This is a genomic window from Enterococcus infantis (assembly GCF_049166715.1).
GTDB classification, from domain to species: Bacteria; Bacillota; Bacilli; order Lactobacillales; family Enterococcaceae; genus Enterococcus_C; species Enterococcus_C leclercqii.
The window spans coordinates 106,800-124,880 of the sequence record NZ_JBMHFB010000001.1; the positions used below are offsets into that span (position 1 = coordinate 106,800).

Below are 18,081 nucleotides of genomic sequence, written 5' to 3' on the forward strand. Positions count from 1 at the left end.
TTCACCAATTCTTAGGAACCAGTTCTACTTTGTACACATTTTATCATGCTTATCCTATCATTTGGAAAAATTAGAAATAATTTTCAGAATATTCCACCCTTCCACAAGATATGATAAAGTTGTACTGCACACAGTCCACAACCTGACTGTTTTTTACGAGTTCTAATCGATATTGATAATAAAAAGACAGGCTCTGAGTCCGTTGCCTGTTGAACGAACTTCAAAAAAAGCGAACTGGAGAATTCCTGATGAATAAGTTACCTCACGAAAAAAAAGCCGATCATCTAATTAATGATCGGAACCCTTCAAAACACCACGTATCTGCCTTTTTCACAGCCCGCCGCATTGCTTTTTTGGCTTTGCTCACTGCCGCCTGTGTAGTAGGCCGATTTTTGTTCACCTTTCTTCCAAACGTCCAACCTATGACAGCAATTTTGTTAATGCTGACTCTCATTTTGAGTCTTCCTGAAGCTCTATTAGTTACTGGTTTATCCCTGGTAATCACGAATTTATTTTTAGGCTTTGGAATTTGGACTATCGGACAATTCATCAGTTACACTGGCATCCTACTGATTTTCTATCTACTCACCCGTCTTCCAGTTTTTGGTTCCAAATTATGGTTCCAAGCCGTGATTTCCGGTCTTCTAGGGTTTGTTTACGGATTTATTTACTCTATTTTTAATTACTTTCTTATGGGAATGACCGTATTTTGGCCCTACTGGATCAGCGGTCTGAGCTTTGATGCCTTACACGCCTTGGGCAATATTAGCTTCTACCTAATTCTCTGGCCAATATTAAACAGAGTTATCGTGAAGAGGGGATAATGATTGCTATCACTACTTAAAATAACGAGCAAAGAAATGTTTATTTCAATTGAATCGCACCTAATACAGGAAGCGACAGCAAAAAGAACTTAGTTTGCTATTGGCTGTATCTCAATCCAGGGAGCGCCCCGTTTCCGATAATCATTGAAGAAATATAGTTATTATTTCAATCCACGCTCCCAATACAGGGAGCGACATTTCTTGCCTTCCTCATCGCGCATCCGTTTGATATTTCAATCCACGCTCCCAATACAGGGAGCGACAAAAGCCGGAAGAGCTGATGATCGTGAATTGGCTATTTCAATCCACGCTCCCAATACAGGGAGCGACGAAAAAGAAGTAGGTGTTTTGATGCAACTTGATATTTCAATCCACGCTCCCAATACAGGGAGCGACCATAGCCCGCTTCTAGCTCCTCGCCAAAGTTCTTGCATTTCAATCCACGCTCCCAATACAGGGAGCGACAATTGCCATCAGCAGTCACCGCCTGACCATAAAATTTCAATCCACGCTCCCAATACAGGGAGCGACCAAAAGAACGCTGATCAAATTGCCTTAACCGCTATTTCAATCCACGCTCCCAATACAGGGAGCGACCCAAAAAAAGAAAAGCATATCATACATTACAAGCATTTCAATCCACGCTCCCAATACAGGGAGCGACGGAGACGTGATGATTGACCTCGATGGCGTTCGAAAATTTCAATCCACGCTCCCAATACAGGGAGCGACCTGAAATCCAACAGGGGCAATCACAAAATAACATTTCAATCCACGCTCCCAATACAGGGAGCGACCCTATGCGTGGGACCTTGAAACAAACGTTTTTGTAATTTCAATCCACGCTCCCAATACAGGGAGCGACGTTTATTTTTCATGTATTGCTTATGGGCTTTATTATTTCAATCCACACTCCCAATACAGGGAGCGACATAAATAAATAGCCAAAAAAGGAATGATAAAAATATTTCAATCCACGCTCCCAATACAGGGAGCGACACGAAAAACGTCAATCCTCACTTTAAAGAGGTTTGATTTCAATCCACGCTCCCAATACAGGGAGCGACTGACTTCAAGAATGGCGTTTCGTACACCCTTTGAATTTCAATCCACGCTCCCAATACAGGGAGCGACAGACTGCTACCGGTGAATACCTGGACTATCGTGCGATTTCAATCCACGCTCCCAATACAGGGAGCGACTAAAGATTGTTGGTAGTCGTGTTTTATTATCGTGGATTTCAATCCACGCTCCCAATACAGGGAGCGACGTAATGTAAATCTTTTAGAAACCGAAGAAAATGGAATTTCAATCCACGCTCCCAATACAGGGAGCGACGACTAGACCGAAAAGGACTAGACCAAAATTTAAAATTTCAATCCACGCTCCCAATACAGGGAGCGACGCGGCGAGAGAGTTTGCTCAAACAATGGAAAACGTATTTCAATCCACGCTCCCAATACAGGGAGCGACAAAAAAGGAATGTTTTTCCATCCAGACGGAAAAATTTCAATCCACGCTCCCAATACAGGGAGCGACGTTATTTTATTTACCGATTATATAATCGGTTATGTATTTCAATCCACGCTCCCAATACAGGGAGCGACTAGATCAAAACGGCACGGCTAGTTATAAAGTGATAATTTCAATCCACGCTCCCAATACAGGGAGCGACTACTGAGACTGTATTTTGAGAGGTGAGTGAATTTATTTCAATCCACGCTCCCAATACAGGGAGCGACGATTTTTCTTTTCGTTGTTACCAATTCAAGAAAATTTCAATCCACGCTCCCAATACAGGGAGCGACAAAATAATGATCTCAAAATTACCGATACATTACAATTTCAATCCACGCTCCCAATACAGGGAGCGACAATGCCGAACTCCTTCAACCGCTGGAGGGCATAATTTCAATCCACGCTCCCAATACAGGGAGCGACCTAATTTTTTGAGGTAGGCATTTCTTGTTTTTGGATTTCAATCCACGCTCCCAATACAGGGAGCGACGTGGTTACTGACTCTATAATCTTGTTTATGAATAGTATTTCAATCCACGCTCCCAATACAGGGAGCGACTACAATAAATTTTGATATTTATGAAAATAAAAAAGGATTTCAATCCACGCTCCCAATACAGGGAGCGACTGCAAAAATAAGTAAATATCGTCTCATTTTTGTTTATTTCTGTGCATATGATTAATATATGCATACAACCATATGGATATTTCCACAAATAAAAAGAATTTCAAAAAAAATCAGGTGCGAAACCTATAGGAAAAAGATGTTTGCCCCTGGTTCGCACCATTCATTACTTAGAAGATCAGTGTATCTTCAACTTGAATCGCTTCTTTGACACCAAAATGTTCAACCTTAGACTTGTATTGCTTACCCAAGCGATATATACGTAATGAATCTTCACTCTCATCGATTGTTTGTAAGAGTTTGATTTTTAGCTGTGTATATTCCGTTTGATCTACAACGCACTCAAAGACTGAATTTTGTACACGGACTCCATAATCTTGACAGATTTTTGCAATTTTCCGAAGTCTCCTGCTACCTTTACGATCGAGGGTTGAAACATCATAGGTTACCAATATCATCATTTTGAGCACCTACTTCCAAAGAAAGGGCGGATATTCATCCAGATCACCCCGCAAGTATCTCGCAAGTAGCAAGGCTTGAACATAAGGAACCAGGCCCCATTGAATCTGTTCTCCTAGGAAAGGATGCTGCAGCTTTTCGTTTTTCTTTGACTGCCAGGCATCAAAAAATATTTTTCGTCCATCGTCTGTCAATAAGACGGCTCCACTCTCTTTTTCCAGAAAATGTTTTTTAGTCAATACTTTACGATTGACCAATCCCAGACAGAAACGATCCGCATAGACTCCTCGGAGTTCTTCCAATAAATCCAACGCTAAAGATAGTCTACCTGGTCGGTCCTGATGCATGAAGCCAACATACGGATCCAAACCAACTGACTCTAATGCTGCTGCACAATCGTGGGTCAACAATGAATAGGAGAGAGATAATAGTGCATTGACTGGATCGAGTGGCGGTCGCCTGCTGCGGTTGCTAAATTGAAAGGTCTCTTTTTGTTGCAAAATCATCTGATCAAATACAAAGAAATATCGGCTAGCCAGCTGCCCTTCAATTCCTCGTAATGTATCCAATTCAGTTACTTGAGAGCGAATTATTCCAATACCATCTTTCAATTCAGCTGAAACCTGCTTAAACAACTCTTGATTGATCCTCAACCCATGGTCTCGAGTAAAACGCTCTAACATCCAACGTTGATTGTATAGTTTACCTATAATAAAATTTTTGGCAATGGTCAAGCTTTCTGGTTCAGATTCCGACATCAGATACTGTTTCTTACGCAAAAGTACATTGCCAAAAGTTGGCCCCACAACACGACATTGAAATTTACCGCCAGCGGTCAAAAATGTAATGGCGATATTTCGTTTCATACACTCACTCATCAACGCGGGGCTCATCCCCACATAGTTATTGGTTATGATTCCTTCTAGGTTATGAAGCGGTATCCGCCCCACTCGCTCATCTTGGTTCCAAACTACTAAATTCGCACCATCCAAGCGAAGGTATAAATCAGGAGTTGTAATAAAAACTGTATTTAGGAGTTTTCTCATTCTGCCAACCTCCGCTTCATGTAGGATGCTACTGATTCTTTTTTGGAAAGGACTGGCAAACACACGTTTTTTAAGGAGCACCGTTCACATTTTTTCGTGATTTTCACAGTCGGCGTCCACCGCTTACGCCAATATTCATGCATCTCAGCCGTAATTTCCTGCAATTTTTCTAATTTCTCTTTAGTGATTTCTACGGTCAGTCGATTACGGGTTTCAAAATAAAATAGTTCGCCACTTTTGATTTCAGCAACTAACATTTCGTTCAAACAGAAAGCTTGTGCTGTCAACTGCATTTCATCACTGAGATCCGGCTTCTGCTTTCCACGCTTGTATTCAACAGGGTTGATGCGAAAACGATCCTGGTACTTGGGAATCATTACTCCGCTATCATCACGGATGAATTCCACTACATCACAAATACCACTTATTCCTAACTCTCGCGAATGGATGGGGAGGGCTCGAACAATCAATTGATCATTACGCTTTTCTCGAATAAAAGGCTGATCTGCTTTTTCGTGCAGGTGGCTGCCTTCTACCGTCAGCGTATTTTCTGCCCACTGTTGTTCAATATGAATCAGCGCCCATTGTCGTTTACAAAAAACAAAATGCTGAATTCCCGAAATCATCAAGAAATCTTCTTCTTGATACATGCTCAGATACCATCAAATTCCTGAACCGGCAATTTTTCTAAAGAAGCCACTTCAATATCGTAATCTTCAATAGAGCGTGGTACATCAACATCACCCTTTTTAATCAGCTTAACGGAACGATGAACCTTTGCGGATGGATAAGCGCCTGCTTTACTCGGATGTTTCCACCAGTAAACTTTTTCCACTGTCATTGATCCTTCAGGTCTAGCAGCTGACGCATCATTTTCAAATAAAGATTTTAAAGCTTCCAAAAATTTTTCAGCATCAGCATCAGTAAAGCCCGTTTTTTCAGCTAATTGAGGATTAATACTTCCATTAAAGGTATAAAGACCGCTACTCACGAAATGCTTCGTTCCCATGGTGTCAGAGCCTTTCCCATCACCAGGAACTGAGTTGACACTTTTAGTAATCTGCATAGAAGTAATTTCTACCGGTTCTACACTTTCGGCTAATTGAACGGAAACGGGCCCTCGTACACCTACTGATACTTGCGTTCCTGAAAAAGCAAAAACTTGCCCAAAAGCTCGAACATCAAACCAGTTCTCACAAGCAACCTTAGCAAAAGCATCAACGTCCGCTTTTTTCTTGTCCCCAAGAATCTTTTTCAGAGATTCTACGCTTTCGGCACGATCTTTGAGGTTAGTAAAACCATCATCTGCACGGTCATTTGATTGGATAAAGATGCGTTCACCAAGATCTTGTAGTCGATTGCGAATTTTCCGTTTGATAGCAACATCAGAGACTTCGCCAAACCCTTCAAAATCCTGCCGCGGCCGATTTCCGTTCAATGGATCGCCATTTGGATTCGCATTTTTCACTGAAAAAATCACCTTGAAATCGTATTTGTTCTGCAAGCTCATCTTATTCTTCCTCCTCTTTGACCGGTTGTTTATGATAAATTGCATATTCTTGACTATAGTACCCTAACAGATAACGCCCATCTAATGACTTATCTGTATACGTTTCTGGATTAAATTGATCCATAATTTCAGAAAATAACTTGTCATAAAAAACTTTTTGGTTTGGGCGCAAACGATCAATATAAGGTTGCAAATTTTTTCGAATGATCATCCAGGTTTTTACCGGATGCATACTAAACGCATTCATATAACGTTCCGCGCTAGTAGATCGTCCAGATGCTCCCTGATTTTTTAAAACTTCATTTTCAAGTACATGACTAACAGCCAATAAGCGTCCAAACAAGTAATTACGCTCATTTCTTTCTTTATCGAGACTCACTGAGCATCCTCCTTTATCACGGAAAAAGTAATTATTTACCATGGAACAAGAAATTTCTAAAGCTTTACGCCACTGCCAATTTTGTTCAAAACTTGCTGGGTTTGAAACCCGATGAGCCAATTTGGACATCAGATCGTAAGGAACCTTTTTATTTTCAACTACACAGGTAAATAAAGCCGTTGTCGCATTATTCAAGACTCTATCATTGGCATTTTCACCAAAAGCAGCTTTGGCGATGTCATACAAATTGGGCGCTCCATAATAATGTCGCGGCTGTTTGTTCACAAAATACGTATGACGCCAAGCTGCTTGCTGTTGCCACAGTTCGATACGTGTTAAATATTGTTTTTGATCGGTAGAGTTATAATACAAAATACCAATTCGTCCCGGAGTTGCATTGTCTAAAATCATAATATTTACTCTGTCATCAATGGCCAAATTTTCATTTTTTCCGTATATTGCACTCTTTAGCAATTTTGCGAACTCTTCTTGTGTTTGAGGTATTCCAGAATCTTCTTCCAGATCGTCATCCTCACCAAAAAAATCAAGACCTCCCGCCATCGGTGTAAAACGTTCTGGAAGTGATTTTCCCCAAACTAGATAAACGCGTCCATCACGAATAATACCTTGCTTAGAAATCAGCCATTTTAGCGCGTTATGTGCTTTTTGTGACACTTCATAACCGACACCGGCAACTTGTGTTTTATCTGTAAATCTGCCCCGATAAGTGAAGTTAGTCGCGTCATTAGCTGAAATCAGTTTAGCCATATCGCCGCCATAGCGTAATCCAGAGGCATGTGATTCTGTCACAGGCATCGGTTTTCCAGTTACATAATCGATACCCTCTTGTCCTCCAATGAATTCTTTAGTTGCTGATTTTACAATTTCAGGATCTTCCCATAACAAGAGCTCATTTTTATTCCCTCGTGGATCATGAATCGTAAAACGAATCATCGCTGAATCCTGACTTCCTGCCAATACATCAAAGATTGCCGGTTTGTACCCTAGTTTATCCGTCATTTCTTTCGACCATTTTGGTAGTAATTTGCCATTGTCATCAAGGAACAAAATCTTTTTTTCTACCAAATCCTTGATTAATCGATTTTTTTGCAGATAGCGGTATACTCCCATCAAGCGTGGGTCATGATCAGACCAATGCTGTAACTGTTCCATATACATTTCATGAGGTGTCGGTTTTTTCTTTTTTGCATCTACATATTGGTCAAAATCTCCTGCAACATATTTCAGCCCATCATGGAGCGGATGCGGAACGGGACTGCTGGTCCTTCCCCCAGATGCTTCAGTTACCGGAATGATAGTCGGCATCTCTTCTTTACTCAAAACTCGAGCATCAAAGCATTCCCCATCTGGCGTAATCTGCATCTCAATTTGTACATTTCTATAGGCATGACCCACTGGAAGTAGAGAAAACTGTTGGTTTCTTCTTATCAAAATTTGGCCAATTTGGTCTTGATTTGCTTCATAGGTTTCATATAAGTCTGCAATCCAAGTCACGATTTCTCCACCTCCAACTCCTGAAACAAGACTTCTGCTGATTGAATGTCTGACAGCGTAAATTCTTTAGCCTTCATCTTTTTCACGGTACGAACAAGGTGACACTCTTCCGGCCGTGGAAAAATGATTACCCCTTGCTCCATCTTTGGTTGCCACAGACGAACTTGTAGTTCATCTTTTCCTGTTTCATCAGGGTAAGATAACCCATGAACCATCGTTCCAAAATATTGTGGATTTTCATCCTCATCATAGGCACCTACAGCTTCACCAAATTCACAGGGCTCGACATATCCTTGGCACTCTCTAGCTCCTAGAAAGATATCTCGTCGACCACCTTTGGCCAATGATCGCTTCAAAATTTGATAGTGTTTGTTCTCATTGTAGTCTTTCCGCAAATCAGGACGATGGTGATTGAATTCAAAATGCACTTTTACTTCATAAACCGGATCCCGCAAGTAACTATAATAAGCGAGGTTACTGCTGGACGTGTTATTGAAAACCAATGGACGAACTCCTTTTGATTCCATTCGAATAGGATTAACCACCCGAACTTCATCAACAATATATATAATTGTCGGCTTCCAATAAATTGATTCTGCGATTCCTTTTAATGCTTGGTAAGTAGGTACTGGATAGCTGGATTTCTCGCCTCCCAACTTAGTTATCGGATCTGTGAACAATCCATATTTCCCATAAACACGAAAACAAATTTGATTTTTCAACAAATTCCCTCCTTTCAAAATCATTTTGTAGCATATCCCTGATTCGACTATATCAAAAATTCAAACATCAGAAAAGCGTTTTCATACAACGTTATTAAAACGAATAGTTGGATAAGGAATCCCCTGCTAAATTCAATCCATATTGAGGATCGTACCCATTCTCATGAAGAACATAAATTCCTGCTTCCGTTAGTGAAATCAAGCCGTCTTTTTGAAGGCGTATAAATTCGTGATTATACAAATTCAAGCTGTTTCTTTGCGCCCTTTGATACCATGCTTTATCAAAAACAACTTCTTCGGCTGCCAAAAGATCTGCTACTAACTTCTTCCCCTCATCTCCAAATTCCACCAAGACTGATTCGCCCTGTTGCTCGATAACTTTGAAATGTCTAGCAATTGTTTGTGGGCTGTTAACTAGATAGGTCGGCACTTTTAGCTTCTTCATCGATTGATAAAAGAGACGCCGATTACTATTCTTTTGCATCAAATCAAACAGTTGTTGCGACCCTTGATTGAACAGATATTCTGATTCACCGGTTTTTTCAACCCGGCTGTAAAACTTATCAAAGAATCGCATCATCAATTCCGGTGTTAGCAAACTAGATTCATCCTTGAGATACTTCCTATCTTGCAATAATTCTCTGGTTATTGCAGCCTTCGTTTTGATTTCTGCCATTTTATCGATGTTTTCCAACTCTTTTACTGGATTCACCAGATATACTGGCTGTAATTGATCCGATTCTCCATTTCGATTACAACGGCCAGCAGCTTGTGCAATAGAGTCTAAGCCTGAAAGTGAGCGTATAACACAGGAAAAACTGATATCAACCCCAGCTTCAATCAATGGAGTCGTTACACAGATGATTGGTTCACTCAGCTTCAAGGCTTCCCGTATTTTATCTAAAACAAAACTTCTGTGATTTGGTGTCATGGCAGTTGATAAATGGAAAACTGTCATCCCAGAGTTTAGCAATTTCTGATAGACACTGCGTACCGCCTTCTTGGTATTCAAAATCATCAGTAAATTCTGCTCTTTGGAAGCAATAGCTAAAGCAAACTCTGCCAATTGATCAGCATTCCAACCTTCGTCAATCGTTTTATCAATAACTTGTACCCTTTCGAAAGCATGGCTCACTGCCTCTAAATCAGGAACAATTTCTGAATCTATTGCAGACTCTAATGCAACTTTGCGCTTTTCCAAAGTAGGCTGGGTTGCTGTACATAACAAAGTCGTAGTTTGCCCATAGTTTTTCAAAAAATTGATTAAACTAGTGAACATTGATAAACATTTTGGAGGCAAAGACTGAATCTCATCAAAAATTAGAATACTGTTCAACAGCTGGTGAATTCTGCGAGGGTTACGGGTAGAACCTGCAAAGACATTTTCTAAAAAACGCACCATCGTTGTCACGATAATTGGACTATCCCAATTATCCTGCATCAGTGCTTGTTTCCGTTCACTTTCTTCAGATTCATCATCTGCTTCTGCTACCAGATTAGCATGATGCTCCAGTAAAATTTCGGCATCTGTGATTCCTAGTTTTTCTCGGAATACTTCGGCATTTTGCTCTATGATTGAGCTGAAAGGAATGATGTAGATAATTCGCCTCTTCTTTGCTGATAGCGCATGATTCAGCGCAAAACGCATACTGCTCAACGTCTTGCCCCCACCAGTTGGGATAGATAATCGGTAAATACCAGTCGGACGATTTGCAGCAACCAGACAAGCATCTGCCATTTTTTGCCGCAAGTAATTGATTGTCGTCTGTTCACCATTTTGAAACTCGGAAAAAGTCTCTTCCAAGCGATCCGCCAACTCTGAGAATAATCGTTCTGTTTCAATTTTTGTATACTTACCTTTTTCTTCAAACAGCTGAGTATTGCGTCGATCGCCATCCAGCAAGGCACTGTAAACCATTTTTGTCAGAAAAAACTGATCGGTACGTTCTATTATTTGTTTGTCACCGATCAATGACGCCAATTCGTTGCCAGAATCTTGAAGTAGTTTTTGTAAGCTCTCTTCTGGCAGGATAGTGTCAAAGAAAAGTTCTTTTACTTTGTCGTATTCATCCAGCTCTTTTTGATATCGTATCTGATAGGGAGAGTCTGCCGCTCCTTCTCCAGAAATAAAATCCAACAGCCCTCCAGGATTATGATGGGCAAAAATAGCGTTCGCAATCATTTCCCGTGCCATCGCTTCATATTTTGTTTTAACTGCACAGGCTTGTATCATCTGTCCACCATACGTAGAATGATCTACACTTCCCCGCCTGACTGTCTCCCCATCATGAGCTGCCAAAATGTAATTCTGGAAAGCTGTTGAAAACTTGCCTGCATCATGAAGCAATCCAGCTATCCGACACATTGTTGGTATGCCTAAAACAGCCCCGTTACTCTCAGAAATTTCAGCGGTTTCCCGCAGATGGTCGGCAAGTGCTTGTTTGGCACCGTCTGATTCCCTAAAATGAGCAATGTACATTTTCTCCCTCCCAACTATTCATAGCTATCAAAAGGATCTACGAGAACAAACTGCTCACTTTTACAAGTGAGCAATTCCCCTCCACTTTTAGCTGAAAAAGAGAGATAAACTTCTCAATATTATTGCCTTGATCTTTTTCAGGACAACCAACAGAATACCGGTTTTTTCTGTAGAATTATCCGTATGGCTATAATACAATTCAGCTTTGAAATAGAATCTTTTGATAGAAATCCTCCTCATTCAATTTATTGATCCAAACATAAAAAAAGCGCTTTCTTTTGTAACTCAAAGCTACCATACAATGTCTAAAATATCAATAAAAATTCATAAGTGTATTATTGTTGTTTTATATAGAAAATTAATAAAAATAAAAAACCGGTCTAAATGAGCCGGTCTTAACAAAAATACACTTATCTTTCAATCCACATGCTGAGCATGACTGCTGTAAGAATCCTCAGATCCTCAGAATTTCATTTTAATAGATAATTGATTGTGTTTCAATTATCTCCGCAATAACTATCTAATTTCAATTACTATTACAACATCCTCACCATTTAATTCAGACAAACAGCCCCCTGCAACAGGGGGCTGTTTGTCTTTTCATTTGCTTTCCTTCATTCCCGCTTCAAACCATCTTTTTGCGGCAGATTTGCTGAGTCGATTCATGTAGGCGACACCTAGACCTATTTCAGGAAAAGTCTCCGCAAAAATAGCATCCAACCCCAACTGAGGTTCGTCTAGTGCACGCAAGCCTGCGAAGAGTCCTTTGGCGGCTTGAGCGACAGTATCTTGCGGCAGCATAAATACGGCTGCGGCCTCGTAACGCATCTGCTCAGAGATTGTCGGCCCGGCAATGATACCGACTCGTTTGCCACTGGCTTTTATCCAATCGAGAACTGACGGCCAATCCTCCGAACGCACCATCCAAACCGGGGTATCCGGGGCATAATGTTTATACTTCATGCCTGGCGCACGGGGTGTTTCACTTTCTTTCACCAAGTGAGCATCGACTGCGATAGGGGTTTCTAAGACAGCTTCCAAAGCTTCTTGAGTAATAGCACCGGGACGCAAAATAGTCGGGATGCCATCCGGTGTGCTGAGGTCTAACACAGTAGACTCAACACCAATCTCGGTGGCCCCTCCATCCAATACACCACTGATTTTCCCTTTCATGTCGTGTAAGACGTGTTCAGCGGTGGTTGGACTTGGCTTTCCTGAAGTGTTAGCACTTGGACCGACCAGCGGAACTCCAGCTTCTCGAATCAAAGCTAACGTCATTGGACTGTCGGGCATACGAAAGGCGGCTGTGGATAAGCCACCTGTGACTACCTGTGGCAAGGCCCCTTCCTTGACAGGAAAAATCAACGTTAACGGCCCTGGCCAGAAATTTTCAACGATTTTTTCCGTCAAAGGATGGAAGTTTTCCACAAATTGGTTTACCTGCTGGAAGTCAGCTACATGGACGATTAGCGGGTTATCTTGCGGCCGTCCTTTCACCTCAAAAACCTGTGCTACCGCATTTGGCAAAAGCGCATTAGCTCCCAGTCCATAGACTGTTTCTGTTGGAAATGCTACCAAGCCGCCAGATTTCAACATCCCTGCTGCCTCTGTGATTTGTTCTTCCTCGTATCGTTTTGTTTCCACAGTTTATCCACAACCTTTCTCAGAACGAATCGGACTTTATCAACAATCAGGCAGTAGTTATCCACTTTCTGTGGACAACTCATCTGTCAAGTGTGTATAACTATGTTGATAAGTCTTTTTTCTGTGGAACACTTCTTATTATCGCCTTTTGATTCTGTGAAACAAAATAAAAAAGTTTTTTTCCACAGCTAGGCGGTTTCTTTTTCCCCATCAAAACACATGCAAGATACGGTCTTGTCCTGCCAAATCTTTGATGATTTCAACGCTTTTATGAGGAAAAGCTGCTTGAAAGATGCCTCTAACAGCTTCACCTTGCGCAAAACCAATTTCTAAAAAGATCTGTCCGTCTTCAGCCAAAATGCTGGGTGCCTGCCGGGCTAATTTCTGATAGATAGCCAATCCGTTATTGTCGGCAAAAAGAGCCATTTTAGGCTCAAAGGTACGAACACTTTCATCCATCAAGTCCCATTCAGATTTGGAGATATATGGCGGATTTGATAATAGCAATTGGATTTTTTCTGTGTTTGTTTCTGTCAAAAAAGGGGCCAATGTATCTCCTAAACAAAACGCGATATCTGCACCCAGGCTGGCAGCATTTTCTTTGGCGATCGCAAGCGCTGCCGGTGAAATATCTGAGGCTCGCACTTGCCACTGGGGACGAGCCAGTTTTACAGAGATGGCAATGGCTCCGGTACCAGTGCCGATGTCGACAACCAGCGGGGGCTTCCCTGAAATGGTACGCCATACAGCATTCGTCTCTTCAGAATCAGGAAATGCCGTTAGCGCCCGCATCACCAATTCTTCTGTTTCCGGTCGCGGGATTAAGGTAGCTTCAGTGACTTTGAAGCGATGTCCGCAAAATTCTTCCCATCCCAGCAAATATTGAGGGGGAATATGCTGAGCCAGTTGGCGGGTATCTTTTTCAACCTGCGCGCTTTCAGCGGCAGTTGCTTGTCGTCCCATTTGCAATAACCAGTCTGTTTTTGTCCAGTTCATACGTCCCATAAATACGTATAGCACACTATAGCCTTCTACGCCGACAGATTCTAAAAAAGAAGAAGCCCTATCAAGGACTTCTCGCAAGGTAGGTCTAGTAGCCATTTTGCATCTCCGCTAATTTTTCAGTTTGATCATAAATAATCAAGGCGTCGATGATTTCATCCATTTTGCCGGCTAGAATCTGATCCAACTTTTGGATCGTTAGACCAATTCGGTGATCAGTCACACGGTTTTGCGGGAAATTATAAGTTCGGATTCGCTCAGAACGATCCCCTGTACCCACTGCTGATTTTCGTTCTGAGTCGTAGGCACTTTGCGCTTCTTGCTGAATTTGGTCATAGACCCGTGCTCGCAAGATTTTCATGGCCTTTTCACGATTTTTCAGCTGAGAACGTTCGTCTTGCATCGCTACAACGATTCCAGTCGGTAAGTGGGTTAAGCGAACCGCAGAAGCTGTCTTGTTGACGTGCTGACCACCAGCTCCGGAAGCATGGTAGATATCAGTACGAATGTCTTTGTCCTCGATGTCCACCTCGACTTCTTCGGCTTCCGGCATCACCACTACCGTTGCTGTAGAGGTATGGATTCGTCCTTGAGATTCCGTTGAAGGAACGCGTTGCACTCGATGGGCGCCGGATTCATATTTTAGTTTGGAATAGACATTGTCGCCGGTAATCATCATGATGACTTCTTTGTAGCCGCCAATCCCAGTAACGTTGGCATCCATGACTTCAGTTTTCCAACCTTGAGACTCGGCATACTTCTGATACATGTTGAAAAGATCGCCGGCAAATAAAGCTGCTTCATCCCCGCCAGCGGCTCCACGGATCTCCATGATGATATTTTTGTCGTCATTGGGATCTTTTGGCAGCAACAGAATTTTAATCTGTTCTTCCAAATCTTCTTTTTCTTTTTTCAGATCGGAAAGCTCTTCTTTTGCCAGCTCGGCCAGCTCGGCATCGAGATTTTCGCCAAGCAGCTCTTCGGCATCTTTGATTCCTTGCACAACTTCTTTATAACGGCGGTAGACTTCTACCGTTTCGCGGGTATTTGCTTCTTCTTTTGATAGCTGCATAAAGCGCTTGGTGTCAGAGATAACAGCCGGATCGCTCAACAGCTCCCCTAATTCTTCGTAACGGTCTTCGATGGATTGTAATTGATCGTACATGTGGGTTCCTTTCTGTAGGTGATCATTGGATACAGCTGCCTTTTGCAAAAGAAAAAGAGTAGCCGCCAACAAATCGATTCAAATAGTAAAATTGCAGTAGCAGTCAATCTTTTTAGTGATGGGCATGGGCGCAATCCTTCTTAGGATCGACTAGGTCATGGCCCTTAATTTCCGGGTGGAAGTAATGTTTGCGACAGACAGGATAATAGGCTTCATTGCCACCGATTTGAACCTGGTCCCCCTCATAAACAGGTTGGCCGTCGATATAATGGAGATTCATACTGGCCTTTTTATGGCAGAACCAGCAGATAGTTTTCATCTCTTCAATCTTATCCGCATACAGCAACAAATATTGCGAGCCTTCGAAGAGTTCATTGCGAAAATCATTTTTCAGTCCGAATGCCATCACCGGAATATCCAATTCGTCTACAATCCGAGTAAATGCCAAGACGTGCTCTTTTTTTAGGAATTGAGCTTCATCGATTAGGACACAATAAGGCTTGTATTCCATCTCAACAATCATGCGAAAAATATCCGTCTCCTCGAATATGGGAATTGCCGGACGCTCCAAGCCGATTCGACTGGAAACCTTGCCCATTCCAGAACGAGTATCCAACGCGCTAGTCATGATTACTACCGGTTTGTCCTGCTCTTCGTAATTATGTGCGACCTTCAGTATCTCGATGGTCTTGCCGCTGTTCATCGCGCCATATTTGAAAAACAATTGTGCCATGTTCAAACCTCCAGTTTCTTCTTAGAGCATTATAGCGGAAAGCGGCCTTTTTTTATAGTGAAACTTTCTGTAAAGCCCTGCAAGAAACCTCTATTTTCCAAGTGGCCGTTGGTAACAGACAGTCTGACAGATTTTATAAAAATTTCTTCAACAGGCAAAGCCAGCGAGGATCGGTCAATGTTTTGCGGACATCTCCCGCTCCGGCTGCAAAGTCTCGCAACTGCTGCCGCCGTTCTGGTACGAGATTTATCGGCAGATGCTGTAACGAAAAATAACCTACCTGACGAACTTCTTCATTTGGCACCTGTAACATACCTGTCGCATCCGTTGCGATAAACAGCCACTGGCGATCAGCTCGCTGGGAAAATTCATAACGTCCTAATACCAACAGATGCTCCGTTCTGAGACCTGTCTCTTCAAATAATTCTCGTTGTGCCGTCTCCCAAGGTTCTTCGTCATTTTCCATTTTCCCGCCAGGCAAATCCCAAATCGGTAAATCTTGCCGTTTGACTAGTAAAACTCGCAGCTGCTGATCAGTCACAATCGTAAAGGCACCTTGTGTTTTGTCCATACCGTCTCCTTTTTCTTTTTCTCTATCCTACCATGTTTTTTCTGCCAGAATCTGTTCCACAAAAAAACATTCCTGAAGCATCGGCATTTTTTGCACCGACGACTCAGGAATGTTTAAGAGAGAAAAAGGAAAAAATGGAGTTTTGAAAAAGGGTTTTGGTTGGTATGAAAGTATCATAACGAGGATTTATGAAGAAAACATGACGTCTGTTTGAAAGTACCATTTCCTTTTTCTTCTGATATACTTAAGAAAGATTTTACAGTGTTGCCAGCCAGCTGTTTTTTGACTGTTTGCATTCTTTTTTCTCGTAAATAATTTTAGATTCATGGGCAGCCGGCACACTACCAACTATAGATTCGAGGGTTCAGCTATTATGGATATTTTCAAACGTTTTTGGGAACTGAAGATCCGCAAATGGCGGCATTTTGTCTCCAACAATGTCAGTTCTATCCAAATCATCGTTAGTTATTATGTTTTAATGACTGTGATTTCACTCATTTTGTTCTACCTGCCCTTTTTTAGAGAAGCAGAGTCTTATGGCAAAGTCAGCTTTATGGATATGTTGTTTATGGCGATTTCCACTGTTTCGGTTACCGGTTTGTCTACCTTTGACATCAATAGCGTGTTCAACGATCACGGAGTCGTCTTGCTGGAGGTCTTGTTTCAAATCGGTGGCTTGGGAATTATGATGATTTCCACGTTTTTTTTCATTGTCTCCAAGCGACGGATCACGCTGAAACAACGGCAACTGATTATGACGGATATGAATCAGCCCCGGCTTTCGGGAATCGTGCGACTAATTCGCATCACCTTTTCCATGCTCTTAGCCGCCCAATTGATTTTTGGCATTTTCTTTTCTGTTTATTTCATGCTCCGGGGTCACTATCACAGTTGGCGAGATGCTATTTTTTATGGCTTCTATCAAGCCATATCTGCTGTGACTAACTCCGGTTTTGACGTCACCGGCGATTCCATCACACCTTTTGCCAACGATTATTTCTTTTTGATTTGCATCATGTTTTTGATCTTTCTAGGTGGCATTGGTTTTCCCGTATTGATGGATTTCCATGAATGGATTCATTATAAATTTCAAGCAAAAAAAGGACTTCGGCGCCTGCCATTTCGCTTTTCGTTGTTCACCAAGATTGCAGTTTTGGCATTTGTGATTTTATTTATCGGAGGAACTGTCATTATCTGGCTGTTAGAAAAAAATCATCTTTTCAGTGGCCTCTCCGGCTTCGGGGCTTGGGTCAATAGCGCTTTTTACTCCATGACAACCCGTAATGCCGGCCTCCAAATTCATAACCTCACCGATTTTCAGGTCACAACATTAATTATTTTTTCAATCTTGATGTTTATCGGCTGTTCCCCCAGCTCAGTGGGAGGCGGCATTCGAACAACGACAATGGCCATCATCGGTTTGTACATGTATTCCTTTTTGAAGAGTGAAGACAATATCAATATTTTCGGCCGTCGCATCCCGGAAGCTGATATCCGCAAGTCTGTAATCGTCTTTATGTTGTCAATGAGCATGTGTTTTTTCTCTATTATCTTTTTAACTGCCACCGAAGAACAGCCTCTGATTGCCATCATTGTGGAAGTCTGCTCGGCTTTTGGAACCACTGGTCTTTCACTGGGAATCACCGGTGATCTCTCTAGTGTGGGGCAAGCCGTAATTGCAGCATTAATGTTTATCGGGCGAATCGGCATGTTGTACACATTGCTCTTATTTGTACCAAAGGAAACACGAGATTTAGGTTACGAATATCCTACTGAACAAATCATCATTGGCTGATTACGCAGGCGTCTGGCGAGATTTTTCTCATCAGGCGCCTTTTACTACGTGATGACAGAATCCATCTTCGATACAAAGGAAAAATTAAAGAATC

General features: G+C 41.9%; 14 protein-coding genes and 1 CRISPR repeat array. Of the genes, 2 read left to right on the plus strand and 12 right to left on the minus strand.

The annotated features are described in order from the left end of the window. Positions 1–248 precede the first annotated feature (248 nt). Positions 249–824, plus strand: a complete 576-nt coding sequence (locus tag ACOMA8_RS00490) for an ECF transporter S component (RefSeq protein ID WP_421367492.1) — start codon at positions 249–251, stop codon at positions 822–824. Positions 825–987: 163 nt separating this feature from the next. After that, positions 988–2,970: direct repeats of the CRISPR family, unit length 33 nt; unit sequence ATTTCAATCCACGCTCCCAATACAGGGAGCGAC. Positions 2,971–3,137: 167 nt separating this feature from the next. Here ACOMA8_RS00490 and cas2 read toward each other — a convergent pair. The 12 genes from cas2 to ACOMA8_RS00550 all read right to left on the minus strand — a co-directional run bounded on the left by cas2 (position 3,138) and on the right by ACOMA8_RS00550 (position 16,192). Then, positions 3,138–3,428, minus strand: a complete 291-nt coding sequence (cas2, locus tag ACOMA8_RS00495; protein WP_421367494.1) for a CRISPR-associated endonuclease Cas2 — start codon at positions 3,426–3,428, stop codon at positions 3,138–3,140. A gap of 9 nt (positions 3,429–3,437) precedes the next feature. Next, positions 3,438–4,472 (minus strand): type I-C CRISPR-associated endonuclease Cas1c, encoded by a 1,035-nt coding sequence (cas1c, locus tag ACOMA8_RS00500; RefSeq protein ID WP_161899163.1) that lies wholly within the window; start codon positions 4,470–4,472, stop codon positions 3,438–3,440. Continuing rightward, a complete protein-coding gene (cas4, locus tag ACOMA8_RS00505; RefSeq protein ID WP_421367496.1) occupies positions 4,469–5,122 on the minus strand; it encodes a CRISPR-associated protein Cas4 in 654 nt (217 codons plus the stop codon). The genes cas1c and cas4 overlap by 4 nt, the downstream gene beginning before the upstream one ends. A gap of 2 nt (positions 5,123–5,124) precedes the next feature. After that, positions 5,125–5,982, minus strand: a complete 858-nt coding sequence (cas7c, locus tag ACOMA8_RS00510) for a type I-C CRISPR-associated protein Cas7/Csd2 (protein WP_421368240.1) — start codon at positions 5,980–5,982, stop codon at positions 5,125–5,127. A gap of 1 nt (position 5,983) precedes the next feature. Next, positions 5,984–7,876 carry a type I-C CRISPR-associated protein Cas8c/Csd1 gene (gene cas8c / locus ACOMA8_RS00515; RefSeq protein ID WP_421367498.1) on the minus strand — a complete coding sequence of 631 codons (1,893 nt, stop codon included), beginning with the start codon at positions 7,874–7,876 and terminating at the stop codon, positions 5,984–5,986. Then, complete coding sequence (gene cas5c, locus ACOMA8_RS00520) at positions 7,873–8,598, minus strand: type I-C CRISPR-associated protein Cas5c (RefSeq protein ID WP_421367500.1); 726 nt, start codon at positions 8,596–8,598, stop codon at positions 7,873–7,875. The genes cas8c and cas5c overlap by 4 nt, the downstream gene beginning before the upstream one ends. A 94-nt stretch (positions 8,599–8,692) precedes the next feature. After that, positions 8,693–11,077 carry a CRISPR-associated helicase Cas3' gene (cas3, locus tag ACOMA8_RS00525; protein WP_421367503.1) on the minus strand — a complete coding sequence of 795 codons (2,385 nt, stop codon included), beginning with the start codon at positions 11,075–11,077 and terminating at the stop codon, positions 8,693–8,695. 600 nt (positions 11,078–11,677) lie between these two features. Continuing rightward, the gene (locus ACOMA8_RS00530) at positions 11,678–12,721 is read right to left on the minus strand and encodes an L-threonylcarbamoyladenylate synthase (RefSeq protein WP_161899169.1); all 1,044 of its coding nucleotides are present in this window, start codon (positions 12,719–12,721) and stop codon (positions 11,678–11,680) included. 210 nt (positions 12,722–12,931) lie between these two features. Next, positions 12,932–13,822, minus strand: a complete 891-nt coding sequence (gene prmC, locus ACOMA8_RS00535) for a peptide chain release factor N(5)-glutamine methyltransferase (RefSeq protein WP_161899170.1) — start codon at positions 13,820–13,822, stop codon at positions 12,932–12,934. After that, entirely contained in the window at positions 13,812–14,888 is a 1,077-nt protein-coding gene (gene prfA, locus ACOMA8_RS00540) for a peptide chain release factor 1 (RefSeq protein ID WP_421367507.1), read from the minus strand. The genes prmC and prfA overlap by 11 nt, the downstream gene beginning before the upstream one ends. A gap of 112 nt (positions 14,889–15,000) precedes the next feature. Then, positions 15,001–15,621 carry a thymidine kinase gene (locus ACOMA8_RS00545; protein ID WP_161899172.1) on the minus strand — a complete coding sequence of 207 codons (621 nt, stop codon included), beginning with the start codon at positions 15,619–15,621 and terminating at the stop codon, positions 15,001–15,003. A 133-nt stretch (positions 15,622–15,754) separates the two neighbouring features. Further along, positions 15,755–16,192: an NUDIX domain-containing protein gene (locus tag ACOMA8_RS00550; protein WP_421367509.1), complete on the minus strand. Its 438-nt coding sequence runs from the start codon at positions 16,190–16,192 to the stop codon at positions 15,755–15,757. 373 nt (positions 16,193–16,565) lie between these two features. Between ACOMA8_RS00550 and ACOMA8_RS00555 the strand changes: the two genes are divergently transcribed. Next, the gene (locus ACOMA8_RS00555) at positions 16,566–17,987 is read left to right on the plus strand and encodes a TrkH family potassium uptake protein (RefSeq protein WP_421367512.1); all 1,422 of its coding nucleotides are present in this window, start codon (positions 16,566–16,568) and stop codon (positions 17,985–17,987) included. The last annotated feature ends 94 nt before the right edge of the window (positions 17,988–18,081 follow it).